Source organism: Streptomyces sp. NPDC025651 (assembly GCF_055558735.1).
Window position 1 is genome coordinate 907,087 of record NZ_JBVHLZ010000001.1, and the last position, 22,660, is coordinate 929,746.

At 70.1% G+C, this 22,660-nt stretch carries 35 protein-coding genes; 15 read left to right on the top strand and 20 right to left on the bottom strand.

What is annotated here, in order from left to right; translation table 11 throughout:
- The first annotated feature begins 11 nt into the window (after nt 1-11).
- From ACZ4D5_RS04275 to ACZ4D5_RS04295, 5 genes are read left to right on the top strand one after another with little or no spacing between them, the layout of a single operon-like run.
- Nucleotides 12-209, top strand: coding sequence for a hypothetical protein (locus tag ACZ4D5_RS04275; RefSeq protein WP_467770788.1), 198 nt, complete (start codon nt 12-14; stop codon nt 207-209).
- Nucleotides 210-218: 9 nt separating this feature from the next.
- On the top strand, nt 219-1,022 hold the full coding sequence (locus ACZ4D5_RS04280; RefSeq protein WP_467770789.1) for a peptidoglycan-binding protein: 804 nt from the start codon (nt 219-221) through the stop codon (nt 1,020-1,022).
- Nucleotides 1,023-1,058: 36 nt separating this feature from the next.
- A complete protein-coding gene (locus ACZ4D5_RS04285; RefSeq protein ID WP_467770790.1) occupies nt 1,059-1,376 on the top strand; it encodes a hypothetical protein in 318 nt (105 codons plus the stop codon).
- Complete coding sequence (locus ACZ4D5_RS04290) at nt 1,377-1,820, top strand: hypothetical protein (protein WP_467770791.1); 444 nt, start codon at nt 1,377-1,379, stop codon at nt 1,818-1,820.
- A gap of 17 nt (nt 1,821-1,837) precedes the next feature.
- Nucleotides 1,838-2,176, top strand: coding sequence for a hypothetical protein (locus tag ACZ4D5_RS04295; protein ID WP_467770792.1), 339 nt, complete (start codon nt 1,838-1,840; stop codon nt 2,174-2,176).
- Between the two features lie 237 nt (nt 2,177-2,413).
- Here ACZ4D5_RS04295 and ACZ4D5_RS04300 read toward each other — a convergent pair whose 3' ends face one another.
- The gene (locus ACZ4D5_RS04300; RefSeq protein ID WP_467770793.1) at nt 2,414-3,028 is read right to left on the bottom strand and encodes a hypothetical protein; all 615 of its coding nucleotides are present in this window, start codon (nt 3,026-3,028) and stop codon (nt 2,414-2,416) included.
- A gap of 714 nt (nt 3,029-3,742) precedes the next feature.
- On the opposite strand from ACZ4D5_RS04300, the gene ACZ4D5_RS04305 reads away from it, so the two are divergent.
- Both ACZ4D5_RS04305 and ACZ4D5_RS04310 read left to right on the top strand, forming a co-directional pair.
- Nucleotides 3,743-4,003, top strand: coding sequence for a hypothetical protein (locus ACZ4D5_RS04305; RefSeq protein WP_467770794.1), 261 nt, complete (start codon nt 3,743-3,745; stop codon nt 4,001-4,003).
- A 67-nt stretch (nt 4,004-4,070) separates the two neighbouring features.
- Nucleotides 4,071-4,214, top strand: coding sequence for a hypothetical protein (locus ACZ4D5_RS04310; protein ID WP_467770795.1), 144 nt, complete (start codon nt 4,071-4,073; stop codon nt 4,212-4,214).
- A 160-nt stretch (nt 4,215-4,374) separates the two neighbouring features.
- Here the strand turns inward: ACZ4D5_RS04310 and ACZ4D5_RS04315 are convergent, their stop codons facing one another.
- From ACZ4D5_RS04315 to ACZ4D5_RS04335, 5 genes are all read right to left on the bottom strand, one after another.
- Nucleotides 4,375-4,560, bottom strand: a complete 186-nt coding sequence (locus tag ACZ4D5_RS04315) for a hypothetical protein (protein ID WP_467770796.1) — start codon at nt 4,558-4,560, stop codon at nt 4,375-4,377.
- Between the two features lie 110 nt (nt 4,561-4,670).
- Nucleotides 4,671-5,555, bottom strand: coding sequence for a hypothetical protein (locus ACZ4D5_RS04320; protein WP_467770797.1), 885 nt, complete (start codon nt 5,553-5,555; stop codon nt 4,671-4,673).
- Nucleotides 5,552-6,121: a hypothetical protein gene (locus ACZ4D5_RS04325; protein ID WP_467770798.1), complete on the bottom strand. Its 570-nt coding sequence runs from the start codon at nt 6,119-6,121 to the stop codon at nt 5,552-5,554. The genes ACZ4D5_RS04320 and ACZ4D5_RS04325 overlap by 4 nt, the downstream gene beginning before the upstream one ends.
- Nucleotides 6,122-6,163: 42 nt before the next feature.
- A complete protein-coding gene (locus ACZ4D5_RS04330) occupies nt 6,164-6,427 on the bottom strand; it encodes a hypothetical protein (RefSeq protein WP_467770799.1) in 264 nt (87 codons plus the stop codon).
- Nucleotides 6,428-6,459: 32 nt separating this feature from the next.
- Nucleotides 6,460-6,987: a hypothetical protein gene (locus ACZ4D5_RS04335; protein WP_467770800.1), complete on the bottom strand. Its 528-nt coding sequence runs from the start codon at nt 6,985-6,987 to the stop codon at nt 6,460-6,462.
- A gap of 237 nt (nt 6,988-7,224) precedes the next feature.
- Between ACZ4D5_RS04335 and ACZ4D5_RS04340 the strand changes: the two genes are divergently transcribed.
- Entirely contained in the window at nt 7,225-7,695 is a 471-nt protein-coding gene (locus ACZ4D5_RS04340) for a DUF6221 family protein (RefSeq protein ID WP_467770801.1), read from the top strand.
- Between the two features lies 1 nt (nt 7,696).
- Here the strand turns inward: ACZ4D5_RS04340 and ACZ4D5_RS04345 are convergent, their stop codons facing one another.
- Nucleotides 7,697-7,906, bottom strand: coding sequence for a hypothetical protein (locus tag ACZ4D5_RS04345; protein WP_467770802.1), 210 nt, complete (start codon nt 7,904-7,906; stop codon nt 7,697-7,699).
- Nucleotides 7,907-7,924: 18 nt separating this feature from the next.
- Nucleotides 7,925-8,125 carry a hypothetical protein gene (locus tag ACZ4D5_RS04350; RefSeq protein ID WP_467770803.1) on the bottom strand — a complete coding sequence of 67 codons (201 nt, stop codon included), beginning with the start codon at nt 8,123-8,125 and terminating at the stop codon, nt 7,925-7,927.
- Nucleotides 8,126-8,245: 120 nt separating this feature from the next.
- Here ACZ4D5_RS04350 and ACZ4D5_RS04355 point away from each other — a divergent pair, with 120 nt between their 5' ends.
- The 3 genes from ACZ4D5_RS04355 (at nt 8,246) to ACZ4D5_RS04365 (ending at nt 9,185) form a co-directional block, all read left to right on the top strand.
- Nucleotides 8,246-8,497: a hypothetical protein gene (locus ACZ4D5_RS04355; RefSeq protein WP_467770804.1), complete on the top strand. Its 252-nt coding sequence runs from the start codon at nt 8,246-8,248 to the stop codon at nt 8,495-8,497.
- Nucleotides 8,498-8,505: 8 nt separating this feature from the next.
- The gene (locus tag ACZ4D5_RS04360; protein WP_467770805.1) at nt 8,506-8,706 is read left to right on the top strand and encodes a hypothetical protein; all 201 of its coding nucleotides are present in this window, start codon (nt 8,506-8,508) and stop codon (nt 8,704-8,706) included.
- Nucleotides 8,707-8,903: 197 nt separating this feature from the next.
- Nucleotides 8,904-9,185 (top strand): hypothetical protein, encoded by a 282-nt coding sequence (locus tag ACZ4D5_RS04365; protein WP_467770806.1) that lies wholly within the window; start codon nt 8,904-8,906, stop codon nt 9,183-9,185.
- A 58-nt stretch (nt 9,186-9,243) separates the two neighbouring features.
- On the opposite strand, the gene ACZ4D5_RS04370 is transcribed toward ACZ4D5_RS04365, so the two are convergent.
- The 3 genes from ACZ4D5_RS04370 to ACZ4D5_RS04380 form a co-directional block, all read right to left on the bottom strand.
- On the bottom strand, nt 9,244-9,438 hold the full coding sequence (locus tag ACZ4D5_RS04370) for a hypothetical protein (RefSeq protein ID WP_467770807.1): 195 nt from the start codon (nt 9,436-9,438) through the stop codon (nt 9,244-9,246).
- Between the two features lie 63 nt (nt 9,439-9,501).
- Complete coding sequence (locus ACZ4D5_RS04375; protein ID WP_467770808.1) at nt 9,502-10,836, bottom strand: hypothetical protein; 1,335 nt, start codon at nt 10,834-10,836, stop codon at nt 9,502-9,504.
- A 26-nt stretch (nt 10,837-10,862) separates the two neighbouring features.
- Entirely contained in the window at nt 10,863-11,312 is a 450-nt protein-coding gene (locus ACZ4D5_RS04380) for a hypothetical protein (protein ID WP_467770809.1), read from the bottom strand.
- A gap of 64 nt (nt 11,313-11,376) precedes the next feature.
- Between ACZ4D5_RS04380 and ACZ4D5_RS04385 the strand changes: the two genes are divergently transcribed.
- On the top strand, nt 11,377-11,622 hold the full coding sequence (locus ACZ4D5_RS04385; RefSeq protein WP_467770810.1) for a hypothetical protein: 246 nt from the start codon (nt 11,377-11,379) through the stop codon (nt 11,620-11,622).
- A gap of 488 nt (nt 11,623-12,110) precedes the next feature.
- Here the strand turns inward: ACZ4D5_RS04385 and ACZ4D5_RS04390 are convergent, their stop codons facing one another.
- The 3 genes from ACZ4D5_RS04390 to ACZ4D5_RS04400 form a co-directional block, all read right to left on the bottom strand.
- Nucleotides 12,111-12,341 carry a helix-turn-helix domain-containing protein gene (locus ACZ4D5_RS04390; protein ID WP_467770811.1) on the bottom strand — a complete coding sequence of 77 codons (231 nt, stop codon included), beginning with the start codon at nt 12,339-12,341 and terminating at the stop codon, nt 12,111-12,113.
- Nucleotides 12,342-13,015: 674 nt separating this feature from the next.
- Nucleotides 13,016-13,312 (bottom strand): hypothetical protein, encoded by a 297-nt coding sequence (locus tag ACZ4D5_RS04395; RefSeq protein ID WP_467770812.1) that lies wholly within the window; start codon nt 13,310-13,312, stop codon nt 13,016-13,018.
- A gap of 118 nt (nt 13,313-13,430) precedes the next feature.
- Nucleotides 13,431-13,781: a hypothetical protein gene (locus ACZ4D5_RS04400; protein WP_467770813.1), complete on the bottom strand. Its 351-nt coding sequence runs from the start codon at nt 13,779-13,781 to the stop codon at nt 13,431-13,433.
- A 192-nt stretch (nt 13,782-13,973) separates the two neighbouring features.
- On the opposite strand from ACZ4D5_RS04400, the gene ACZ4D5_RS04405 reads away from it, so the two are divergent.
- Nucleotides 13,974-14,771 carry a hypothetical protein gene (locus ACZ4D5_RS04405; RefSeq protein WP_467770814.1) on the top strand — a complete coding sequence of 266 codons (798 nt, stop codon included), beginning with the start codon at nt 13,974-13,976 and terminating at the stop codon, nt 14,769-14,771.
- 10 nt (nt 14,772-14,781) lie between these two features.
- Nucleotides 14,782-15,003 carry a DUF2277 domain-containing protein gene (locus tag ACZ4D5_RS04410; protein WP_062769581.1) on the top strand — a complete coding sequence of 74 codons (222 nt, stop codon included), beginning with the start codon at nt 14,782-14,784 and terminating at the stop codon, nt 15,001-15,003.
- 111 nt (nt 15,004-15,114) lie between these two features.
- Here ACZ4D5_RS04410 and ACZ4D5_RS04415 read toward each other — a convergent pair whose 3' ends face one another.
- On the bottom strand, nt 15,115-15,741 hold the full coding sequence (locus ACZ4D5_RS04415; protein ID WP_467770815.1) for a DedA family protein: 627 nt from the start codon (nt 15,739-15,741) through the stop codon (nt 15,115-15,117).
- Nucleotides 15,742-15,991: 250 nt separating this feature from the next.
- Here ACZ4D5_RS04415 and ACZ4D5_RS04420 point away from each other — a divergent pair, with 250 nt between their 5' ends.
- Complete coding sequence (locus ACZ4D5_RS04420) at nt 15,992-16,606, top strand: superoxide dismutase family protein (protein WP_467770816.1); 615 nt, start codon at nt 15,992-15,994, stop codon at nt 16,604-16,606.
- A gap of 28 nt (nt 16,607-16,634) precedes the next feature.
- Here ACZ4D5_RS04420 and ACZ4D5_RS04425 read toward each other — a convergent pair whose 3' ends face one another.
- The 5 genes from ACZ4D5_RS04425 to ACZ4D5_RS04445 form a co-directional block, all read right to left on the bottom strand.
- On the bottom strand, nt 16,635-16,811 hold the full coding sequence (locus ACZ4D5_RS04425) for a hypothetical protein (RefSeq protein ID WP_467770817.1): 177 nt from the start codon (nt 16,809-16,811) through the stop codon (nt 16,635-16,637).
- A 192-nt stretch (nt 16,812-17,003) separates the two neighbouring features.
- On the bottom strand, nt 17,004-17,456 hold the full coding sequence (locus ACZ4D5_RS04430) for a DoxX family protein (protein ID WP_467770818.1): 453 nt from the start codon (nt 17,454-17,456) through the stop codon (nt 17,004-17,006).
- A 50-nt stretch (nt 17,457-17,506) separates the two neighbouring features.
- Nucleotides 17,507-19,657: an FAD/NAD(P)-binding protein gene (locus ACZ4D5_RS04435; protein WP_467770819.1), complete on the bottom strand. Its 2,151-nt coding sequence runs from the start codon at nt 19,655-19,657 to the stop codon at nt 17,507-17,509.
- Between the two features lie 254 nt (nt 19,658-19,911).
- Complete coding sequence (locus ACZ4D5_RS04440) at nt 19,912-21,579, bottom strand: DUF7800 domain-containing protein (protein WP_467770820.1); 1,668 nt, start codon at nt 21,577-21,579, stop codon at nt 19,912-19,914.
- A gap of 117 nt (nt 21,580-21,696) precedes the next feature.
- Complete coding sequence (locus ACZ4D5_RS04445) at nt 21,697-22,350, bottom strand: HNH endonuclease family protein (RefSeq protein ID WP_467770821.1); 654 nt, start codon at nt 22,348-22,350, stop codon at nt 21,697-21,699.
- Between the last annotated feature and the right edge of the window lie 310 nt (nt 22,351-22,660).

The following is a 22,660-nucleotide window of genomic DNA, read 5'->3' on the forward strand; positions in this document are numbered from 1 at the left end:
TCTGGAGCCTCATGGACTTCCCTCATGTCCTCGTCACCGCTCGCGATGCCTCGGACAACCCCATCACCGTCGACCTGAAGGTGTCCTCGGACTCCACTGCCGTCAGCGAACAGGACGTCGTCGACCACGTGAAGAATTTCCTGACCAGCCAGTCCGGCGTGACGCTCGCCGCCACTACCCGGTTCGCAGTCACCGAGACCGCGGTCTGAGGAGCACCGATGAAGCTCGTCACCCGCAGCCAACTCGGCTGGTCGGCCTCGACTGCTCCGACTCAGATCTCAACCAAGGGCGTCAAGGTTCACTACGAGGGCACGCCCGTCTCCATAGAGCTCTCCACCGATCACGACGCGTGCATCGCCGAATGGAAGGCCATCCGCAAGAGCCACCTAGCGAACAAGCAGGAGAGCTACTCCGACGTCGCCTACAACTACGCGGCCTGCCCGCACGGCTACCTCCTTGAGGGCCGCGGCATCGGCAAGCGCGCCGGCGCCAACGGCAATCAGGCTCTTAACCAGGCGCACTACGCGATCGTCGGGCTCGTCGGCAGCAGCGGCCTCACACAGCCGAGCGACGCCATGCTCGGCGCGATACGCGACGGCATCGAACTTCTTCGCAAGAACGGCGCGGGCGACGAGATCAAGGGGCATCGCGACGGCTACGCCACCTCCTGCCCCGGCGGCCCGCTCTACGCCTGGGTCCAGAAGGGGGCACCGCGGCCGGACGGCACCGCAGAGCCGAAGCCTCCTGCCGACGACAAGTACGAGCCCTTCCCTGGCGCCTCGTTCTTCATGAGCGGCAGCAAGCCCGCCCTCGGCAGGAAGTCCGCGGTCTTTACCGCGATGGGGAAGCGCCTCGTCGCCGTTGGCTGCGGACGGTACAAGGTCGGCCCCGGGCCGACGCTCGGCCAGGCCGACGTCGACAGTTACGAGGCCTGGCAGCGCAAGTGCGGCTACACCGGCGCCGACGCCAAGTGGCCGCCCGGCAAATCCACCTGGGACAAACTGCACGTCCCCAACGTCTGACCTCTCCGTCAACCTCCCCCGAAGAATGGATTTGCCATGGACGCATCCCTCGACAAGGCCTACTGGCTCGGCCTCGCCATCAGTGTCGTGCTGCCCGTCCTCGTCGGCCTCGTCACCAAGCGCGTCACTCACGCTGGCGTGAAGGCCGTCCTCCTGCTGGCGCTGTCGACGCTCAACGGATTCCTCGTCGAGGTCGCCAATCCGGGCCCGGACTGGGACTTCGGCACCGCCGTCGTCCTCTCTCTCGTGGCGTTCGGGACCGGCGTGCTGGCGCACTTCGGACTGTGGAAGCCGACCGGTGTCAGCGCCAAGGCTCAGGCTGCGCTCGGCGGCAGCGCACCCCGGAGCGTCTAAGTGCCGTGCCGTGCGGCCGACTGGCTGCGGCGGCGGCTTGGCCGGCGCGGCATCTTCCTGCTCATCATCGGCGTCGGCAAGGCATGCTGGGGCGCGAGCTTCCTCGTCGACCCACCCCCGACGCAGGGCCTGCAGCTCCTGACGGACCTGTGCGACATCCGGCACTGGGCATGGCTGTGGATCGCAGCCGGACTCGTCACCGGCACCTCCGCATTCCTCAAGGTCGGCCGCGACTGGGGCGGCTTCGTCGCCGCCCTGCTGCCCCCCACCGTGTGGGCGACCGCCTACACCGTCGCCGCGATCTCCGGCGACTACTCCCGCGGCGGCTACGTCGCCGTCTGGTACCTCACCTCCCATGTGGGAGTCATCCTGTGGGCGGCTACGGTGCCCGAGCACTCGGTCCCCCACCTGCCGAGAGCCGCCCGGAGAGGCGGCGCACCGTGACGGTGTGGGCAGGAATCGTGGCGGTCATCGGAACGGTCGGCATGGTCGTGGCCGGCCTCTTCGCCGCGCGCGCGACCACACGGGCAGCGGCCGCGACAGCGGAAGCCACACGGGCAGCAGCCCGCGTGCAGACTGAGCCGAACCAGCGGGCCGAAGACCGCGCCGCGTTCGACGCGATCAAGACCGAGCTGCGGCAGGAACTGACCACGACCCGCGAGGAAGTCCGCTCGCTGCGGTCCCTGGTCCGCGCGTTCGCCTGGTACGTGGGGGAACTGACGACCCAGATGCGCGGCCACGGAATCGAACCCCCGGCCCCGCCAGACAGAGTCGACGAGTACAACCGCACCGGAGTGTGACCATGCCCGACCCGCCCCCCATGCCGCGCCGTGTCGATGACAGCGCGGGAGACATGACCAGCCTCGTACAGCTCGGCCTCGCTGAACCACAGCCCCAACCCGCCTACGAGGGACTGTTCCTCGAGCCGGATGTCCTGCCGGAGCAACCCGCCGAGTGACTGACGCCCCCGCCCCTGCCCCGCGCAGGCGGCGGGGGCGTTTAGCCATGTCCTCACAAGGGCCGGGGCTCCGCTGCGTTCAGTCAGCCAACTGCTTCTTCAGCTCGGCAACGTTGGGGCCCGAGTCCGTCGCGGGCATCTTCCAGCGGTAGGCGGTCTCCTCGCCGTCCACGTAGAGGAGCGTGCCGCCCTTCGCCTGCGCGGGAGTGAGATCGAACGCCTGCAGTCGCCACTGGTAGGTGCCGGGCTGTACCGGATCGGCGTTGTTGTACTTGCCGATGACGATGCTCGACGAGTTGCCGCTGTCGAAGCCAATCGACTCCCCGTCCGGCGCGATCCACGACCAGCCCCCGCCACTGATCGGCGCCACCTCATCAGCCGGCGTCCCGGTCATCGCCTTGTCTTTCATCGTGACGACAGCGAACACCCCGTGCTCGGCCTTCTCCCCGCCGTCCTTCTTCACGTACACGACCGTGTCGGGGGTGATTTGGAGGACGCCGGTTCCCTCATCGCCGATGGTCTGTGCAGGTTCGCCGAGCTTCAGCGTCTTCCCGACGCCGTCTCCGTCGTTTGGCTCACTGGACGCAGGCGCTTTGGCGTCTGACTTCTCGTCGGGGTTGCCGTCGTCGCTCCCACATGCGGTGAGCAGGGCGAGAAGCAGGACTGCCGTGGCTGCGGTCGCGTGAACACGCATACGTCCCCCCCCAGGGTTGAGCTGATCGGGACACCGTAGGGCAGAAGCGGCGAGTGAGGGAGAGGGGATGCCGCATTGTGGCGCGGCACCCGCAGTGCCGATCCTGGTGCAGCGAACCCCCGACGCTCCATGGCGCGTGCGGGGGCTCTTCGCTTCGGCGCACTCCGGCTCGATGCCACCGCGACCGTCACGATCCATCCAGCGTACAGAGAGTTGTTCAGTGGGGCGCCGACCGACCGCACCGAACAAGAGGCGGCAGCGCATAACGTTCCCTGAGGCGCTGTGAGTAGCTACTCGTCGTCGCGCTGTGCGGCGATGGTGAGTAGTTCGTCGGCGGCAGCGAAAATCGGGAAGTCGGTGCCCAGGTTGATCTGTACGTCTACCGCCCCGGACGGAGCTGTCACGCTCTTCACGGTCTGAACGGGGATCGAACGATCGCCGAAGTAGAGAACGTCCCCCGTCTGAACATCGTGCGCCTTGATCTGGGTTGTGCCGAAGCGGGGTGGGCCGTCGAAGCGGTGGGGCTGGGGCCGGAAGGCGTGGATGCTGGTGGCTCCTGCCTGTCGGGCGAATCGGGAGGCGGTCTCCCGGCCGAGCGGGCGTCCGTGAGTGCCGGTGATGAGTGGCCCGTCCTCGCCTGACAGACCGCAGGCCTAGGCAACTTTCCCTTGCCGGGGCCGCTGTACGCACCGTATTCAATTGAAGGAAGGGCAAGTGGACGACGTTCAGCGTATGCTCACCGACATCCGGTTCTACGATCAGGTGCGCGGCGACGCGAAGCGCACGATCATCTGCCCGCCTCACCTCGTCAGTGCTGTCCAGGCCGTCGTGGATCAGTACCAAGCCGAGGATCTGTACACGGTCCGCGCCAGCCAGGCCTGCCCGCTGGACAGGCTCATCGTCATCGACGAGCAGGCGATTGAAGCCGAAACGCAGCAGGCCGCTCAGCGCCCGATCCGGTTCCGCGAGGAGTGACGCCCGTGGCCGCCCGCGTCCCGCGCCCGGAGAGCGCAGGCCCGGTAGGCCCTGACGAGGAGCCCACGTGACCGACCTCATCCCGCGCCAGCCGGACGCCGCCCCCGCCGCCTATGACGTTGCGACGCTTGTCGCCCTGGCCGCCATGGAAGAGGCAGCCGACGAGCACCTCTGCGCCACCCGCCCAGCCCTTTCATTAAACGGTGGATAGCCGGGCGGGCCAGCGTCTGCCGGGATCGGCCGGGCGTGGGTAACCGCATCCCTCCCGCCATCGACGGCCCGTACTGGGGTCTATCAGCGAGGCGGGGCAGAGGCCCCCGGAGACGTCCAGCCTTACGCCCGCCCCCAACTCGGGGGCGGGCGTTCGTGCGTCAGCCCTGCGGTTGGAGCAGCTGCCCCGGCTTCGTCTCGCTGATCTTCACTCTGGTGCAGCCGCTGGTTTCGAGTCTCTCCTTGCGGTCTTCGGCACTGGCCTTGTCGTAGCTGCACACGGTCGCGCGCGGTACGCCGTTCTCGTCGGTCCAGGTGAGCCCGTAGTTCTTCATCGTGATCGCCATGAACGCATCATCGCCGACGGCACTGACAATCGCCCCTGTTGCCCGCACGCAGATAAGCCCCCGCCGTATTTGGTGGGGGCTTACTGCTCCGGTTCTTCGCACTCTAGCGCTCAGCGCCGCCACACGTTGACTTTTTCCGTCGACAGCAGAGGCGCTCCGTCGGGGCCTTTGACGTGGGACGGGATCCACTGCTTGGAGCCGCGCAGTTCGGCGGAATAGCGCTCGGACTGGTATGTCCGCCAGTGCCCAGAGACCACCCACCGGTGGTGGTAGTGGCGGCCGTCTCCGTCGGCGTCGGCGTCACGGTCCTGCGGTGTGTACTGACGTCGGAGGTCCACCACCGTGACCTCCGGGGTGGGCAGGCCGTCGCGGGCGTAGGCGCGAGCGGTGGGCTTGTCGGCCCGCTCTCGGGTCCGGTCGATGAGCAGGGGCTGCTGCATCAGCAGCCAGGCGGAGGCGAGCGCGGCCACCACCGGCTGCGGCAGCTCCGGGTCGATCGCGGCCAGTGACGTCGGCTCGGCCTCCACCGGGAGCGTGGCGCCAAAGACCGGGACCAGCGGCGGAATCTGGTCCGTCAGCAGCCGCACGTCGCTGCGCACCTGCGCGGACTCGGCGGCCAGTCGGTCGCGTGAGATCAGCAGCCACAGCATCATGCTGCCGCGGAACGGCGACCACGCGCAGGCCTCGATCGGGATCTGCACGCCGTGGCTGTCGATGTGGCCGATGCCGTTCTGCCAGTAGAGCAGCCCGCACGGGGATGGCCGGTCGGCCGTTGCCCAGCGCGCGGCGGCCAGTTGCTCGCCCGCGTGCACCGACAGGGCGGCCATGTCCTGCTGCACCCAGAACAGTTCGGCGGCCTCCAGGCCCGCCTGCAGCGCGTCCAGTCCCTCGGTCATCTGCGGCCCGGTGTTCTTGCGGAGCGTGTACTCGGGGTCGCGCAGGTAGCGCAGGGTCTGGCGGCGCAGCTTGGGCAGCTGCGACGGGCGCACGGTCACCGGGTGCCCTGCCGGTCGGTGCGCGCCCCGCGGCCGGGCCGGGCGGCGAGCGCGGTGCGGACCTCTCCGGCCAGGTAGATGGCCTGGGGGCGCCCGGACTCCGGGTGCGGGACGTAGGCGAACGGCTTCAGGCCCAGCTTGGATAGCACCCCGGAGGCGCTCTTCGCGGGGTTTGCTGCCGTCGACTTCAGTTCGTAGCGGCCGATGTCCTCCAGCGTGAGCGGCTCGTTGCGGTCCACGATCGTGGCGAGGTTGATGTCCTGGACCAGGGCCTTGATGTCGAGGCTGTTGGAGTCGTCGGTCGGGTAGCCGTCGAACGCGTCGTCCTCGGGCTCCCAAGGGCCGATGAATTCGTCCCCGCACAGGGCGACGCTGTCCGGGAGAGCCTCGTTGATCGCGTCGCGGTACTCGGCCTGGATCCGGGCCAGCGCGCCGGACGCTTCGAGAAGCTCCCGCCAGGCGCTGTCGCCGCCGTTGATGAAGTCCAGGACGTCGGCGTCGGGGCTGGTGGAGTAGGTGTTGACCTGGTTGCACCAGGTGCCGTAGCTGGTGGTCGTGTAGCTCATGGCGGTTGTCCTGTCAGTGAGGCGGGAGGGCGGTGCGGATTCTCAGATGTCGACCTTTGAGGCTTCTCGGAGGCGGGCGTTCTCCTCGCGAAGCTTCTGGATCTCGTCGTTCTGCTCTGCGATCACCCGGTCCTGGGCGGCGACCGTGCGGTTCCGTTCGGTCACGCGCTCGTTCAGTGCGGCGATCTGGGTACGCTGCCTTTCGATCTTGCCGTCCTGCTTGGCGATCTGGCGCTTCTGCCCTTCGATCTTGGTCCACAGGTCTTCCTTGCTGGAGTCCTGAGTGACACGGAAGGAGGCGGTCATGGCGAGAGCCTTTCTAGGTCTACGTGCGGCGGTCAGAGGGCGGCGATGGCGGTGCGGATGCCGGTGAAGATGCGGTCGACGAGGTTGACCGTGTCGCGCTCACCGTCGAGGTAGCGGATCTCCAGGGCGTCGGCACCGTAGTGCTGGACGTGGACCTGCTGGTCGGCGGTGTCGAAGTAGACCTTGCTGACCGAGCCGAGGAGCCGGGAGACGCGGCCGTTGGCGATGCCGTGGCCGCCGAGGCTGGCGCTGGAGATGTTGCCGGTGCCGTAGTGGGTGGTCTCGATCCCGGCGAACTCGGTCCAGTTGTTGAGGTAGACGCGGTCCATGCCGTTCTTCTGCCAGCGGCGCCCGCCGATCGCCGTCATCGTGTCGATGGTGTAGGCGACGGCCTTGGCGGGGCGCTTCATCTTGCCGATGGTGATGCGGGCGGCGAGGGAGGCGGTGTCGATGACCCAGCGGCCGGCCGTCTTGGTGGCGGTGACGACGCCGTTGCGGCACCAGGTGCGGACGGTGCCGACGGTGACGTGGGCCTCAAGTGCGGCGGTGGCGGTGTTCATCGGGTTCCCCTCCCTCTCGATAACCCAACTATGACGTATGTACGTCGAAGTTTGCAAGAGGTCCGGCCATGATTCTTTGGGGTCCGTCGCAGGGCTCTTAGTCCAGCTCACCGCCTGACCCGCCGCCCTTGTCAGCCCCCGCCGCTACTCTCAACGCACTACCACTACGAGCAAGTCGGGTAGCTGCTGCTGGCCCCGCCCGTCAGCGCCGGGCGGGGCTCAACCCTGGAGGGGACCGTGAGCGACGACCTGGTGCAGTGGTACGGCGAGCAGCTCGACAAGGACGAGCGGATCGCGCAGGCGGCCACCGAGTATGCGTCGCCCGAGTGGCATCTCGACCAGGACGAAACGACAGTCCTCATCTGGCCGCCCGAGCCTCAAGTCGCTGAGATGGAGCGGCGCAAAGGACTGCCGGTCACCTCAGACCGGTGGCGCGGAGTGATGGTCGATTCGTCGGGCAATGCTGGGCTCGGCCCCCACATCGCCGCCCATGATCCGGCGCGGGTGCTGCGCGAGATCGACGTCAAGCGACGGCTCTTGGAGCTGCACGCACTGGAGTACCGCGACCGCCCCGAGCGGGTTCTTGGTGAGGCCGACGACCCGTTCTGCGCCGAGTGTTCCGGGGAGGCTTTCCCTTGCGAGACACTGCGCCTGCTCGCGCTCCCCTACGCTGACCGTCCGGGCTACCGAGAGGAGTGGCGGCCGTAGCTCAGGCCGCGTCGCTGTCCGGCTCGGGGTGGCGGACGAGCTTCTTCAGCTCCGTCTCGACGGTGAGCCGCGACTCCCCGGTCTCAGCGGCGAACGCCTTGATCCGCTCCTGCACCGCCTGCGCGGTCTCCACGGTCAGCACACCGGCCTGAATCTCAGCCCAGGCGGAACGTTCCAACTTGATCAGATCATCGGGGAGTTCGATAGCCACGCCAGGATCATAGGTTGCTCACCGTTCATCCACGGCGGCGGCGCCCTCTGGCGTGCCGTGCTCGCGCCGCTTCTTCTTCACCCAGTCGTGCATGGCCTCGATGAGGGCGTCAGACGGCGTGCGCTCCTCGCCTGCGGTCAGCGCTTCGAATTCATCGCGCAGCGGCTTGGGTGGCCGGAAGCCCATGACCTTGGTCTGCCCTGTGGCGGGTCGCCCCATCGCTCCCCCTCGGTAAGTGTTTAACAGAATCTAGCATCCATCTGTGGTGACAGGTTGACAAGGGGGGTGGTCTGCGTCATTCTTGTTAAACAGAAACAAACATCAAGCAGGGGAGACGAGATGAACGCCATGGTTCGCGAGCAGTCCACGGAGAAGGTTGCCGAGATGGCCGCCAACCTCACCGACGAGGCTCTCTGCCTCGCCTGGATGGGCACAGAGGGCAGGCCCGTCACCCAGGAACTCGCCCTCATGCGCGGCTGGCTGATGGACGAGCTGAACAGGCGGCTCGGCGACGACCTCTTCGACGAGTGGCTGATGGACCTCGACGACGACGGCAACGGCATCAACCCGCTCGCCTACCTCGCCGCCTAAGGGCCCCGATGCCGAAGAACCGGGTCGCCTTCCTGGCGATGGAAGCAGACGGAATGGGCGCCGGTGAGCTGCTGTGTCTCACCGGATTCGTGCGCTGCCCCGGCTGCGGGTTCGTTGTCCATAGCGAGAGGCTCGACGTGCTGCCCGAGCACTACTGCGCACGGCGCCAGCAACTGAACCAGAAGGCTAACTCCGAGGGAACCGCGTGACTCAGACCAAAGCCAAGTACCCCAACTGCGAGCGGTGCGGCGACACCGAGTTGGACCCCGACGCCTACATCCCGCACGAAACAGAGACGGGCACCGCCTACCGGCACGCTCCATGCAGTAGCTGTCAGCCTCAATGGGAAGAGGGCCCGGACGCCATGACGTCCACACCAACGAGTAGCCGCAAAACAGGAGAAAATATGGCCACCCTCAATCACCTCGGCGCCGACGAAGCCGCCACGATCCGCGACCACACCCGACAGCTCGCCGAGATCGACAACCTGCGCAACACCAGCTCACTGCGCGAAGTCCTTCTCGACCTGTCCTACGCCCTGGCCAACCTCGCCGGACCAGTCGGCGCACTCACCGACGCATGGGTGGAGCAGAGCGAAGACGGCACCTCGCCCGACGGAGACCTCCCGGACGCAAGCGCGCTCACGACAGTGGCCGCCGACCTACGGCAGCTTGCCGACAACACCTGAAACGGGGTTCCACGGCAGTACGGGTCCCCGGTGATCGCGTCGGGTCCTGCGTGTGGGCCTACGCCGCCTCGACGATCTCTCCGCGCAGTGACTCCGCCTGCTCGGCGCGCGTCCACTCCGCGACCAGCACCTCATACCGGGCCCGCGTCTGGCCGTACAGCCAGCCGCCCGTCTCCGCGAGGAGCTCCCGGATCTCGTCGTTCACCACCGCAGCAGACCGCGCGGAACCACAGTCCGGGGGAGTGGGGATCATGCGGGAAGTCTAGGCGCCGGGTCTGACATCGCCCAGAACCTGGGCGTGACCGGCATATGACGATCACGTGCCGAGGACGTCCATCAGGTGATCGTCGAGGTCGGCGACGAAGTCCTCCCGCCGCCACGGCCGCAACTCGCGCCGGGCCCTCTTCAGCCGGATCGCCGGCACGCGCCCGCCTGTCGCCGACGTTGCCGCCACGCACTCGTGCAGCAGATCCGCCGCAGCCCGCGGCTCGCCGATCCGGATCCGCGCCAACGCCTGATCCGTGGTGACGATCGCCCGCTGCACCTGCTCCCGCGGCGCCGACAGAGCCTCCGCCGACCGGGCGAACTGGTCGTGGGCCGCAGCCGGGTCACCCACGTACAACTCGCAGACGCCCTCGAAGCCACGTAGGTGGCCGGGCGAGAATGATGTCGGTGCCGGATCCCCGGCATGATCCGCGTCTAGGTCGTACCAGGCCAGACCGAGTGCCGCCTGCGACTGCCGCTCCTCACCCGCACGCGCCGCGATCTCCGCCTGCAGCGCGTGGGCGCGCGCCCGGACCAGCGTCGAGTCCCCGGACCGGGCCGCCCGCACTGCCTCGTCCACCAGCAGCCGGGCGGGCTCGATGCCCTGCGTCGAGTACAGGGTCACCAGGGCGTGGCTCATGTGGACGCCAGCCCGCCGCCACGGCTGCTCCAGACGGCCTGCTTCCCGGGTCGCCTCCGCGTACAGAGCGCGCGACGCAGCATCGTCCCGGGTCTCGAACGCAAGCCTGCCCGCGAGCGTGGACGCCGCGACCGCAGCGTCCCGCAGCTGGGGGAGGAGCGGCTCCGGGACGGGCCCGGCGAGCAGGCGACGGCACGCCTCGACAGCAGGGGCGAGCATCAACTGCAGCCGCACGAACGGCAGGGAACCGACCTCGGCATTCACATCCGACACCACCGTGGCGAGCCCGGCCACGACATCCTCGTCAGCCCGCGACGGATCCGCCAACGCTATCGCGAGGCCCTGCTGCACGCCGAGGGACAGGAACGCAAGCATGCTGCCGCCCGAGTCTGTCATCGCCCGCACCAGCAGCGACCGCAGCTCAGCGACCCGTCGTTCACTCTCTCCGAACAGGCGCAGCGCCTCGAGGAACTCCGCGAAGTCCGAGCCGGCGCCCACCGCCAGTTCGCCAGCCGGTGTGCGGGCATACAGGTGGGCAAGGAGCAGCTGGTAGCGCTCGTCCGGCATCGTCGGCCGGGGCGACTCCCAGCGGGCCACCGACCGCTGCACGGAGGCGACCGCGGGCAGGTGCGGGTGGTGCAGATCGGACGCGTACTGGACGAGCGCCCGCGCAGTGTCGGACAGGGACAGGCCGCGGCGGCGGCGCAGCCGCTTCAGCACCGCGGCTCCCGCCGCTCTGTCGTCCATACCAGCCATCGTGGCGCAGATGCCGCCTACACGGGCACGATCAGGCGCGGTTTCCCCCGATCTGCCGTGTAGTTGAGGGTCTGCCACGTACCTGAGTTCGGCTCATCCGCCTTCGGGAAGCCGACGGTCATGCCCGACCGGTCGACCATCCACCTGTTCCGTGCGTGATACGCGGGTGACCGCAGCTCGGCCGCCTTCAGTTCGACGATTTCGGTGATGCGGTCCCGGGTGCGGGCGATGGCTTGACGGGCATCGGCCGGCTGCTGGTCGATCGTGCCGGGCGCGACCACGACAATGCGGGCGTCCGTGTTCCCGGCCAGCCAGAGCAGGCTGAGGGAGTCGATCCCTTTCGCCCCGCCGATGTAGAAGAGCGCGTCGTGGCTGAATGGCCCGAGATAGCTCGCGAACAGGTCCGCGTACTCGTCGAGGCTGCGATGCCCGGTGCTGCGCGTGCCCGTGATCGCAACCGTCCGCATGATCCACTCCGTGTCATAGGTTGTCATATCCCGCCCCCACCAGCGGGATTGAGATCGTCAAGGCGTGGACATCGACGACCTGCACCAACTAGGGAAACACCTCGAAGACCGCGGGCTGCGCGTCGCGGCCTGCGACCCCGAGCTCCGGCTCCATGTATCCAACCCCCTCAACAACCGCCTCGCCGAAGAGATTGTGCTCACCGCAGGTCGGTACATCACCAGCTTCGACTACGAAGTCGGCGAGCGGGGTGACGAGGTCGCCTGCGCTGAACGCATTGCCCGAATCCTGGCTATCGGGACAGCGCCGTGAGCACGCCTCACACGCCCCGCGGAAGCGCAGCCCAGGAGGCCGTCCGCGAGAAGACGGCCTACCCGGCCCTTCTCGACCATCTCGATCAGTGCGCGGCGTGCCAGCGCTTCAACTACTGCGCCATTGGCCGACTGTTACGGAAGCTGATACGGGAGGCCCGGCGATGATCTGCGCCCGCTGCGATCGGCCCATCCAGCCGGGGCAGCCGTACAGCAGCCACGACATCCACCGCCCGTCGACGGCCGGAGTGACGGTGCGCGTACACCTGAGCTGCCCGCCCAGTTCGCGAAGGTGATGTTCCGCGCACCGTGCGTTCGGGGCTCTGGCCAGCGCTTACACCATGGGTGATCGATTCGCACGGGGTGCGAACGAAGTGCCGCAACCGTTGCTGTGCGCAGTCTTCCGTAAGGCAGGTGTGTGCATTTGAATGGCGGACAGAACCAGGAGTGGCGCGCCACCTCACGGCCCTCACGGCGCACCGTGTGTCTCTAGTGGAGGAGGTCGGTGACGTGAACGCGCAGCTGGTGCGCGACCCGCAGAAGGTGGCTCAGCTTCATCTCCTGGCCGGCCTCCATGCGCTGGACGGTCGACCGGTCGATGCCCGCGGTGTGGGCGAGGCTCTCCTGGGTCATGTTCTCGTGCAGTCGCCGGACACGGATGCGGTCACCGGTCGCCTGGAGGGCGTCGGTGATCCATTGTGGCTGGTCGGCGGGTGGCACGCGCTCAACCGTTTACCGACCATGATCATATGTCAGCAGCAGATTTGCGGCATTAATTGATCTTGGTCGAGGCGCCCAGACCCCGCGCCCTGATCGCCCTCGAAGTGGATCCGCCCTGCGGCGTCATGGCATATGCCGTAAGGCTGGAGGTAGTGTCCGGATTCGAACTCACGTTCACGCGAACGAGTGAATGACCCGGAGCCCCGGCGCCCGTTAAGCCGGACGCACCCCCCACCCCGCGAACGTGCCGGACGCCATCGAATGGCTAGCCCCCCCTCGGTGGTGATCCGGCACCGGAGACGGCCCCTCCCGCCAGTGCGGCGCGAGGGGCCGTCCGCCGTCCCTGACCAGGACGGAGACCTTTGATCGTTTGGGAGATATTTAGGGGACGGGGCTCTGTGTCAATAGCGTGCATTGGCGTAGCGGTGACGTGCACTGGCGGAGCGGCAAGGGGGTGACGGTTCTGCGATCAGGCCGTCTACCTGCATATATGTGGCAGCGAGGCCAGGTGGGGAAGCCGTCGAACCGAGGCCCTCAACCGCACACACCCTCCCTTACAAGGAGGATGTCGGCGGTTCGAAACCGTCCGCGCCCACCGGTGACGAAGGCCCCCCGCCGATCTCGGCGGGGGGCCTTGTCCTTGGGCCGTGGCGCTCGCCGCGGCAAGGGGCGGGTCAGCGGCCGGAACCCGGGTGCGTCCTGCGGTACCTGCGGTCCCAGCGCTCCTGGCGTTCCTTGCGGATGCGGTAGTCGCGGTAGGTCTTGGGGTAACCGCCACCGCCGCCACCTCCTCCGCCGCCCGAACCTCCCATGCCTCCGCTGCTGGAGCTGCTCTTCTTGGTGGCGGATCCACCGCCTTCGTAGAACCGGACCAGGTAGAAGGCGAGTGCCGCGGCGGCCAGCCACAGGAGTGGTTGGTTGAAGCCCAGGCCGAAGAGGGCCAGGATCGCGATGACTATCAGGACGTTCATGGCTGCACCTCCGTGGCTCGAAGGGGGCTCGAACGGAGCTTGAACGGGGCTTGAAAGGGGCTTCTTCAGGCCGCTGGTAGAAGGAGTCAACGCCCGCCGTCTGCGGCTGTCAATGGCTTTACGACAGGGATCCGTCCGGCGCCTCGTGGGCGTGCTTGAGGCGGGCCCTCGCGGCGACCACGTCGGGGCCCGAGACCTGTTCCCAATAGCGATGGCAGGTCACGAAGACCGCCAACTCCCGTTCGCGCGCCCGGAGTTTCTCGACCTCGGACTGTTCGTCGGGGGTCCAGCCGGGGGAGGCGGGGCGTTCCACTTTCCGCCAGCCGCCGGTGTCGCTGAAGCCGTCGAGCGGCTCGACCGACCAGGGCAGACGTTTCAGCAGCGCCAGGAGTTCGGAGCGGACCTGGTGCAGTTCCTCCTGGCCGGCGAGGAGGTCGCTCGGGAAGTCGTACGAAGGGGATGCGGACACGCCGTAATGCTACTCCTGTTCGAATTTGCTGGGCGAGCGATACACGCGCGAACGAGCACGAACGAGCCAGACGGACGAGGGGGCGAGGAGGGTTGAGGGGGGATGAAGGGGATGAGGCGGGCGAGGGGAGCGAGGGGAGCGAGGAGGGTGAAGCGGTACGAGGGGGCGCGGTGCCGGTGGTTCACTGGGCGCATGGCGTCCGTGCTGTGGATCGGTGGGCCGCCGGGGGCGGGCAAGACGACCGTGGCCCGGCTGCTCGCGCGGCGGCACGGGCTGCGCTGGTACAACGCCGACGCCCACACCTGGGAGCACCGCGACCGCGCGCTCGCCGCGGGGCACCGGGCCGCCGCCCGGTGGGAGCGGCTGCCGCCCGCCGAGCGCTGGTCGGCGTCGCCCCAGGAGCTGCTCGCGATGTCCCTGCACCACGAGCGCGGCCCGATGGTCGCCGAGGATCTGCGCGCGCTGCCCGACGCCCCGCTCACCGTCGCCGAGGGCACGCCCGTCACGCCCGCGGTCGCCGGGGCGGGCGAGCGCGCGGTGTGGCTGCTGCCGACGCCCGAGGCGCAGCGCGCCCGCCTCGCCGAACGCGGACTGCGCCCGGGCGTCGCCGAGTTGTACCGGCTGCTGCTCGGCGAGATCGAGGCGCAGCTGGCCGGGTCCGGCGCACGCGTTCTGGCCGTCGACGGACGGCGGAGCGTGGCGGACACCGTCGCCGAGGTCGAGAAGCTCTTCGCCGATGCCCTGGCCGCGGGGCCCGTGGCGCGGAGCGCGGCCGAGCGGGTGCGGCTGGCGCGGTACGCGAACCGTGCGACCGTCCGGCAGTACGAGGGGTTCTTCGCCCGCCCCTGGTCGGCCGGTGACGCCGCGGCCGCCGTCCTGTCCCTCGTCTGCGAGTGCGGGCGTACGGCGTGCGAGGCGCAGGTCGCGCTTCCCCTCGGGGAGTTCCGCGAGGAGCGGCCCGTGCTGGCACCGGGGCACCGCCTGCCGTAACACTGGAGGCATGTGCCGAAGCATCAAGACGCTGCGCCCGCCCGCCATCCCCGAGGACGCCACCGAGGAGGAGATCCGGGCCGCCGCGCTCCAGTACGTGCGCAAGGTGTCCGGGTTCCGCGCCCCGGCCGCGCACAACCGCGAGGTCTTCGACCGCGCCGTGGACGCCGTGGCCGAGGCGACCGCGGAGCTGCTCGCCGGGCTCGAAGTGCGCGGGGCGCGAGCCTCTTAGCGCGCTCGCCCGCGAGTCCTCGGTGTGCTCGCCCGTGAGTCTTTGGCGTGGTCGCCCGTGAGTCCTCGGCGTGCTTGCCCGCGAGTCTTTGGCGTACTCGCCCGCGAGTCCTCAGCGTGCCTCGCCGGACGCGCGCCGGGGCCGCCGTACCAGGAACGCCGCGCCCGCGCCCGCCGCGATCAGCGCGAGGAGCGAGACGCCCGTGGCGAGCCAGGTCGCGCCGAGCCACTGGCCGCCGAAGTAGCCGAGGGCCACGCTGTATCCGGCCCATGCCACCCCGGCGAGCGCCGACCACGGCAGGAACTCGCGCACCTTGCGGTGGGCCGCGCCCGCGCCGAGGGAGACCACCGACCGCCCCGCGGGCGCGAAGCGCGCGATGACGACGAGGACGCCGCCGCCCCGCGCGAGCGCCGCGCCGAGCCGCTCCTGCGCGAGGGTCAGGCGCCGGGAGCGGGCGATGGCGCGGTCGAACCGTGCGCCGCCGCGCCAGGCCAGGCGGAAGGCGGCCATGTCGCCGAGCACGGAGGCCGTGGCGGCGCACAGCATGAGCATCAGGATGTCGGGGACCCCGTGCGGGACCCGCCCCGTGCCGGTCTGGGCCGCGGCCGCCGCGGTGGCCGACATGATGACGAGGACGCCGCTCGGCAGGACCGGCACGAAGACGTCGAACAGGACGGACAGGGCCACGACCACATAGATCCAAGGGCTGCCGGTCAACGCCCCCACACTCTCCAGCACCGTGACTCCCCGTTGTTCCCCGATCGGCAGTGCGTTGCCGCTGTGTCGCGAGGAAACGGCAGGGGCGGCCTGATGACAGCTGTACAGCGTACGCCGCGCGCTCCGCCGTAGATCCACTGGGGCCCCGAACGACCGTCACGCCAGGTTCACCCGGCTGCCTCCTCCGGCGCGGCGCACCCTCCCGAAGTCCCGTACGAACGAGGCAGGGGCCAAGGGGGACCAGTGCGACACGAAGGACAGGAGCGGGCGAATGGCGGCAGGAATACTGGTCGGCGCCGTGGCGGCGGCCGTGCTGAGCGCGGGCGGCGGAGTGACCGGTGGTGTGAACGGTGGTGTGGCCGAGGGCGGCACGACCGGTGGCGTGACCACCCGCAGCGCGGCGGACGGCTACTGGATGCGGGCCGAGGCGACCTTCGCGCCGCCCACGGCCTTCATCCCCTCGCCCGCGGTCACGTACGACATGGGGCTGGTCCCCGCGGCGTCCTGGATCCAGGTCGAGCAGCGCAGCGACGGGGCGGGTACGGCCGTCACGGCGCGGGTCAGGGGCCTGAAGCCGGGCCACGCGTACGGCGTGCACGTGCACCAGAAGCCGTGCGGCGCGACACCCGACGCGGCGGGCGGCCACTACCAGCACCGCGTCGATCCGGTGCAGCCGTCGAAGGACCCCGCCTATCTGAACGCCGACAACGAGGTGTGGCTGGACTTCACGGCCGCCGCGGACGGCTCGGGGTCGGCGTGGGCGCACCACCGCTGGGGGTTTCGGCCGGGCGAGGCCGCCTCCGTGGTGCTGCACCGCGAGCAGGGCGGCGCGGGCGACCGCGTCGCGTGCTTCACGGTGCCGTTCGGCGCGCTGCCCGCGTCCTGAGGCGTGTTCGGAAGGCGTCCGCCGGGGTTCAGCCGCGCCACCACGGGGCGCGGATCACGTCGTTGTCGTCGGCGGCGCAGTCGGTGCCGTGAGCGACCCCGCTCCTGTTGATGTCCCAGCCGACGACTCCGCCGGCCTGTCTCTCCAGCTCGATCATGCGGGCGCGCTCGGGACCGGTGCCGGTGTTGACGTCGCACCGCACCACGCTGGACCAGGACCTGCCGTCCAGCGATGGGGGCGGCCCCGGCAGACCGCGTACAGCCTCTTCCGGCGGTGGCGGACCGACGGGACCTGGGCACGCATTCCGCGGCAGTGCGGAAAGGGCGGCGCCCCCTTCCTCGTACGGACGAGGAAGGGGGCGCCGTCGTGCCGTGACGCGGGGGTCTCGGTCTGCAGGTCAGGCCGCGATCGGGGTGCGCTCGGAGGCCTTGTCCTCCGCGCTCTCGCCGCGCGAGGCGAAGAGCCGGTCCAGGCCGAACGCGCCGGACCCGGTGAAGACGAGCAGCAGCATCGCCCAGCAGAACATCGCCGAGGCCTCGCCGGCGTTTTCCATGGGCCACAGGGCCTCCGGCTGGTGGACCTTGAAGTAGGCGTACGCCATCGAGCCGGACGAGATGAACGCCGCGGCGCGGGTGCCGAGGCCGAGCAGCACCAGGCTGCCGCCGACGAGCTGGATGACGGCCGCGTACCAGCCCGGCCAGGTGCCGGCGTCGACGGTGCCGCCGTTGCCGTCCGCGCCGCCGAGGACGCCGAAGAGCGTGGCGGCGCCGTGGCAGGCGAAGAGCAGGCCGATGACTATGCGGAACAGCCCGAGGGCGTAGGGCTGGGCGCTGTTGAGACGTCCAGTCATGGTGAGGGACTCCTTCGGTTTGGGGACGTTAACCGAGCGGAGGCCCAAGATTAGGGGAACCTAATTAGTGCTTGCAAGTTCAACATTCGGTCAGTCGGGGGTTCCGATTCCCGCCTGGCCTGGGGAGCTGCCGCCCCGCGGGCCGTGCGCAGGGCGGCCCGCGCCACCGCGTCCGCGTCCGACAGGGTGACCGAGTCGACCCCCGGCCTGGCGCCTGCGGCGGTCACCCAGTGGACGCCCTCCGTGGGCACGCCGAACGCGAACCTCCGTGCGTGGTAACGACCTTGACGGTCGATCAGGTGGTACGGGCGCGGCGTGACGTCCAGGCCTCCGGTTTCGTGGCCGCCGACCGTGTGCGCCCTGCACCGGCCGCTCCGCAGGAGCCGTCCGAGCAGTGGGTCGATGGTGCGGCGCAGGTCGGGCTCGGGGAGCCGGGCCTCGATCAGTGTGGTGACGCGCACATCGGAGCCCGGTACGTCGGGGGAGTGCGCGAGGAAGGCGCCGTCGCCGGGGCGCACGGCGAGGCGCGGGCCGAGCACCTCCAGGACGCCCGCCTCGATCAGCGCCGTCATCTCCTCGACGCGGCGGCGCGGCGGCCCGATCGACAGGAAGGCGTTGAGCGGCGTGTACCAGCGGTCCAGGTGGTCGCGGCGCGAGGCGCCGGACAGGCCGCCGTGGTCGACGATCAGGCGGAGCTCGTTGCGCAGGTCGCGCAGGACGTCGAGGGCCGCCTTCAGCGGGCCCGCGACATTGCCGAGCGCGGCCTGCGCGGCGTCCTCGCGCAGCCGCTCCAGGAGCCAGGCGCGGTGCTCGTCGGGTGAGGCGAATCCGCGGTCGGGGTGCGGCCGCGAGAGCCGGTCCCAGGACCAGCGGTCGGCCTCGGCGATCCCGAACTCGGCCAGGACCAGGGCCTCTTGGGGGCTGCGGTGGCCGGTGGCGAGAAAGCGTTCCCGGAAGGCGCGGACGTCTCGGCTGTTTCCAGTGCCCTGGCTGTCTCCGGCGTCTCGGCTGTTTCCGCTGCCCTGGCTGTCTCCGGTGCCCCGGCTGTCTCCGCTGCCCTGGCCGTCTCTGGCACCCCGACTGTCTCTGCTGCCCCGGCCGTCTCTGGCGCCCCGGCAGTCTCCAGCGCCCAGGCCGTCCCCAGTGCTCCGGCCGTCCCCCGCCTCCTCGCGGCGCGCGAGCAGCGCCGCGTAATAGACCGTCTCCACCTCCTTGGCGACCAACGGCCATATCTCGTCGAGGAAGTCGGGGGCGTCGCCGCTGTCCGCGCGCTTGCGGAAGCGGGCTATGACGTCGGCGGTGAGGACGGCCGGCGTGTGCCGCCCGTACGCGCCCTTCGCGTTGTCGCCCCGTGCCTGGTACGGGACGCCGCGCCGCGATCCCGCGTACAGCCGCGGCTCGTGGCCGGAGGGTTCGTAGCGCAGGCCGCCGTCGGGCGTGCGCAGGTAGCGGCCGCCGCGGCCCGCGGTCAGCAGCGCCATGTGGTCGAAGAAGTTGAGGCCGAGGCCGCGCAGGAGCACGGGCTCGCCGGGGGCGATCACCGACAGGTCCAGGTCCGCGGGGTTGGCGGGCGGGAAGTGGCGCAGGCCGTGCCGCGCCGCGTGCTCCGTCAGCCGCTCCTGTTCCTGGTCGCCGGCGGTCGGCAGGTGGCCTTGCGCGAGCACGACCGCCGAGAGTCCGGACAGTTCCAGGCCGTTGTCCAGGACGAGGGTCTGCAGGCCGTCCGCCGTCTCGTCGAGGCTCACGGCGCGCGCCGCGTGGACCCGGACGCGGATCGCGTCGGGAGCCCCGCGCACGGTCTCGGCGAAGACCCACTCCAGATAGCGGCCGTAGCAGGCGCGGGTCGGGTAGTCGTCGGGCCCGAGCCCCGGCGCGTGTCCGGCGGCCGCCCATTCGTACAGGCTCGGCCCCGGGCGGATCGGGCCCGAGCAGTCGACGCTCGCGTCCGTGAAGAGGGTGACCTGCGAGGCGACGGTGTTCATCAGGAGCTCGCCGGGCTGCTCCGTGCGCCAGACGCGGCCCGCGCCCGGCGGCGCGGGGTCGACGACGTGGACCGTCAGGCGCACTCCGGGCGCGAGGGTTTCGGGCGCCGACGCGCAGAGCCGTTCGAGCACGCTGGTGCCGCGGGGGCCCGCGCCGACCAGAGCGAGGGCGGCCGCATCCGGAGCGATTCCGCGCGGCGCGGGCAGAGATGCAGGCAAGAGCGTGACTCCCGGGGCTGACGTGACGCTGGAAGCGGATGGTCCGCCTCATCATGCCGCCGGGGCCCCCGATGCCGAACCCTTGACGGAGGATCCAGTTCCGCCTGTGGGGTGTGTCACGCGAGGGACGTGCGGGTCAGGAGGGAGCCGGGGGAAAGTCCTCCACAAAGCCCTTACCAATCCCCTACGTTCGACCTCCTGCGCCCGGCCCGCGACCGTCTGTTCCCGGCCCGCGACCTCCTGCGCCCGGCCTGCTAGGAAAGCCGCGCCTCCTCCGCCGTCTCCAGGCGGACCCCGCCGCCCCGCACCGCCTTCGCCTGGTCGAGCCGGAGCCGGGCCGAACGGCCGCGCAGCGTCAGCGTCATGAGCTGGTTGCCGAACCACGGCCCGCCCGTCCTGCGCCAGTCGATGCCCGCCTGCGTCACCTCGCCGTGCCGTGCGAACCGTCGGCCGAGGGCCCGCCCCACGCGGCTCCAGCCGAAGCGGAAGCCGAGCTTTATCGAGGAGGGGATGGAGTTGTGGACGGGGGAGCAGGTCAGCTGCAGGACGCGGGCGTCGGGCCCGGCGCCCGCCGGCCAGCTCGGCTCGGCCACGTAGGCGTGGTGGACGTCGCCGGAGAGCACGCACACCGTCGCGGGCGCCCCCGCGCCCGAACCCGCCTCCGTGATCAGCGCGGTGAGCGCCTCGAAGGAGGAGGGGAAGGCCGCCCAGTGCTCCAGGTCGGAGCGCCTGCGCAGGTTCTCGCCGAAGCGGGCCCAGCGGGCGCCGCGCTCGCCCCTGCACAGCGCGGCGTTCCACCCCTCGGCGTCATGGATGAGGTGGGGCAGGAGCCAGGGCAGGGAGGTGCCGATGAGGAGGTGGTCGTACGCGCCCGTGTCCGTGCCCTCCAGGGCCTGCTCGCGCAGCCAGCGGGCCTCGTCGGCGTCGAGCATGGCGCGCTTGCCCTCCTCCAGGACGCGGGCCGCGCGGGTGTCGACCATCAACAGGCGTACGCGCCCGAAGTCCCGTCGATAGCTCCAGCGGGCGGCGGTGGCGTCCGCGTCGGCCGCGGCGGCGAAGGCGCGCAGCGCGTCCGTGCCGTCCGGGGTGGCGCGGACGGCGGCGTAGAGGTCGTCGTCCGCGAGCTCCTCGGGCCGCAGGTTGCCCAGGTGCTGGTGGACCCAGTACGACATCAGGCCGCTCAGGATCCGCTCGCGCCACCAGGGCGTGGCCCGCATCTCGGCGAGCCAGGCCGCGCTGGTGTTCCAGTCGTCGATGATGTCGTGGTCGTCGAAGATCATGCAGCTGGGCACGGTGGACAGCAGCCAGCGGATCTCCGGGTCGAGCCAGGACTCGTAATAGAGGTGGGTGTACTCCTCGTAGTCCGCGACCTGGACGCCCGGAGGGTCGGCGAGGTCGCGGCGGGCGGCGAGCCAGCGTTGGGTGGCCTTGGAGGTCTGGTCCGCGTACACCTGGTCGCCCAGGAGCAGCAGGACGTCCGGGCGCTCGGTGTCCGGGTTCGCGGCTATCCGTGCGGCGAGGGTGTCCAGGGCGTCCGGGCCCACCGGGTCGTGCTCGTCCGACGGCGGCGCCGCCCAGCGGCAGGAGCCGAAGGTGACGCGCAGCTCGGCGTCGCCGTCCCTGCGCTCGGCGGGGGTGCGGATGGTGCTCGCGGGATAGGGGGAATCGGGCAGTGGCCAGACCTCCGTGGCCGTGTCGCCCACGCCGAGCCGGACCTCGTACGCCGTCTCGGTGCCCGGGGTCAGGCCCGTCACCGGAACCAGCGCGTAGTGGTGCCCGGCGACCTGGAAGGTGCGCGCCGAGCCGTGCGCGCCGTCCGCGCACCGCACCTCGGCGGTGCAGGGCCGGTCGGCCTCGACCCAGACGGTCGCCGTGGAACCGTCGACGTACCTCAGCAGTGGACCAAGGCGCAGCCGTGCCACAGGTGATCACCCTCCTCCGTCGCCCCGTACGGTACGGAACGACGGAGGTGGGCGGGCCGGTTCCGCGATTTACCCCTGTCCTCGGAGATCTCCGGAGGTCAGCAGCCGTTCAGGATCTCAGCAGCCGTTCAGGATCGAGGAAAGGGTGCTCTTTTCCTCGGAGTTCACGTTGAGCTTGTAGTGGTGCTTCACGTCCACCCACATCCGTGCGTAGTAGCAGTGGTACGAGGTGGTGGGCGGCAGCCACTCGGCCGGGTCCTTGTCGCCCTTGGCCTGGTTGACGTTGTCGGTGACGGCGATCAGCTGCGGCCTGGTCAGGTCGTTGGCGAAGCCCTCGCGCTGGGCGGTGGTCCAGCCGCTCGCGCCGGACTTCCAGGCCTCGGAGAGCGGGACGACGTGGTCGATGTCGACGTCGGACGCGGCGGTCCAGGTGCCGCCGTCGTAGGGGGACTTCCAGGTGCCGGAGACGGCGGCGCAGCTGGAGTCCTGCTCGACGTTCGTGCCGTCGCGCTTGAGGACGACCTCGCGGGTGTTGCAGGCGCCGGACTGCGTGCTCCAGTGCGGGAACTTGTCGCGGCTGTAGCCGTCGGAGGAGCCCTCGGCCTTGACGGTGAGCTCGCCGAGGTAGGTGCGGGCGGTGGCGGCGCCGACCGGTTCCGGGGGAGCGGCCTGGGCGGGGGTGGAGGTGAGGAGGGTCGCGGCGGAGGCCAGGACGACGGCCGCGGCGGCACTGGCACGGCGGGTGCGTCGACGCGCGTAGACAGCGGACATGCGAACTCCCTTGGTGTGGGGGGAAGTTGACCGGTGGGGCGGTCATGGTTGCGTGGTGGGGTTACCTGTGGATGTGCATCCGGTGACAGGGTCGCGTCAAATGGGTGCGCACTTCAAGGGTTTGGCGCGGTGTCATATGCATTGCGCGGAGCGAGAGTTGCCTCTGTGCGGGGGTGGGAGGTGCCTCTGTGCGGGACGGGAGGTGTCTCCGTGCGGGACGGGAGGTGTCTCCGTGTGGGGCGGGGGGTGTCTCTGTGTGGCGCGGGAGCCGGGTCCTCGCGGTCCGCGTCGCGCCGCTCGCGTGATCCAG

Excerpts from the sequence above, each read along its gene's own strand:
- ACZ4D5_RS04370 (WP_467770807.1), bottom strand. The coding sequence starts at position 9,438 with ATGATCCCCACTCCCCCGGACTGTGGTTCCGCGCGGTCTGCTGCGGTG.
- ACZ4D5_RS04430 (WP_467770818.1), bottom strand. The coding sequence starts at position 17,456 with ATGACTGGACGTCTCAACAGCGCCCAGCCCTACGCCCTCGGGCTGTTC.
- ACZ4D5_RS04300 (WP_467770793.1), bottom strand. The coding sequence starts at position 3,028 with ATGCGTGTTCACGCGACCGCAGCCACGGCAGTCCTGCTTCTCGCCCTG.
- ACZ4D5_RS04350 (WP_467770803.1), bottom strand. The coding sequence starts at position 8,125 with ATGGGGCGACCCGCCACAGGGCAGACCAAGGTCATGGGCTTCCGGCCA.
- ACZ4D5_RS04355 (WP_467770804.1), top strand. The coding sequence starts at position 8,246 with ATGAACGCCATGGTTCGCGAGCAGTCCACGGAGAAGGTTGCCGAGATG.
- ACZ4D5_RS04375 (WP_467770808.1), bottom strand. The coding sequence starts at position 10,836 with ATGGACGACAGAGCGGCGGGAGCCGCGGTGCTGAAGCGGCTGCGCCGC.
- ACZ4D5_RS04315 (WP_467770796.1), bottom strand. The coding sequence starts at position 4,560 with ATGGCGATCACGATGAAGAACTACGGGCTCACCTGGACCGACGAGAAC.
- ACZ4D5_RS04360 (WP_467770805.1), top strand. The coding sequence starts at position 8,506 with ATGCCGAAGAACCGGGTCGCCTTCCTGGCGATGGAAGCAGACGGAATG.
- ACZ4D5_RS04275 (WP_467770788.1), top strand. The coding sequence starts at position 12 with ATGGACTTCCCTCATGTCCTCGTCACCGCTCGCGATGCCTCGGACAAC.
- ACZ4D5_RS04335 (WP_467770800.1), bottom strand. The coding sequence starts at position 6,987 with ATGAACACCGCCACCGCCGCACTTGAGGCCCACGTCACCGTCGGCACC.
- ACZ4D5_RS04420 (WP_467770816.1), top strand. The coding sequence starts at position 15,992 with ATGGCGGCAGGAATACTGGTCGGCGCCGTGGCGGCGGCCGTGCTGAGC.
- ACZ4D5_RS04325 (WP_467770798.1), bottom strand. The coding sequence starts at position 6,121 with ATGAGCTACACGACCACCAGCTACGGCACCTGGTGCAACCAGGTCAAC.
- ACZ4D5_RS04410 (WP_062769581.1), top strand. The coding sequence starts at position 14,782 with ATGTGCCGAAGCATCAAGACGCTGCGCCCGCCCGCCATCCCCGAGGAC.
- ACZ4D5_RS04285 (WP_467770790.1), top strand. The coding sequence starts at position 1,059 with ATGGACGCATCCCTCGACAAGGCCTACTGGCTCGGCCTCGCCATCAGT.
- ACZ4D5_RS04380 (WP_467770809.1), bottom strand. The coding sequence starts at position 11,312 with ATGCGGACGGTTGCGATCACGGGCACGCGCAGCACCGGGCATCGCAGC.
- ACZ4D5_RS04330 (WP_467770799.1), bottom strand. The coding sequence starts at position 6,427 with ATGACCGCCTCCTTCCGTGTCACTCAGGACTCCAGCAAGGAAGACCTG.
- ACZ4D5_RS04405 (WP_467770814.1), top strand. The coding sequence starts at position 13,974 with ATGGCGTCCGTGCTGTGGATCGGTGGGCCGCCGGGGGCGGGCAAGACG.
- ACZ4D5_RS04395 (WP_467770812.1), bottom strand. The coding sequence starts at position 13,312 with ATGAACGTCCTGATAGTCATCGCGATCCTGGCCCTCTTCGGCCTGGGC.
- ACZ4D5_RS04280 (WP_467770789.1), top strand. The coding sequence starts at position 219 with ATGAAGCTCGTCACCCGCAGCCAACTCGGCTGGTCGGCCTCGACTGCT.
- ACZ4D5_RS04365 (WP_467770806.1), top strand. The coding sequence starts at position 8,904 with ATGGCCACCCTCAATCACCTCGGCGCCGACGAAGCCGCCACGATCCGC.
- ACZ4D5_RS04445 (WP_467770821.1), bottom strand. The coding sequence starts at position 22,350 with ATGTCCGCTGTCTACGCGCGTCGACGCACCCGCCGTGCCAGTGCCGCC.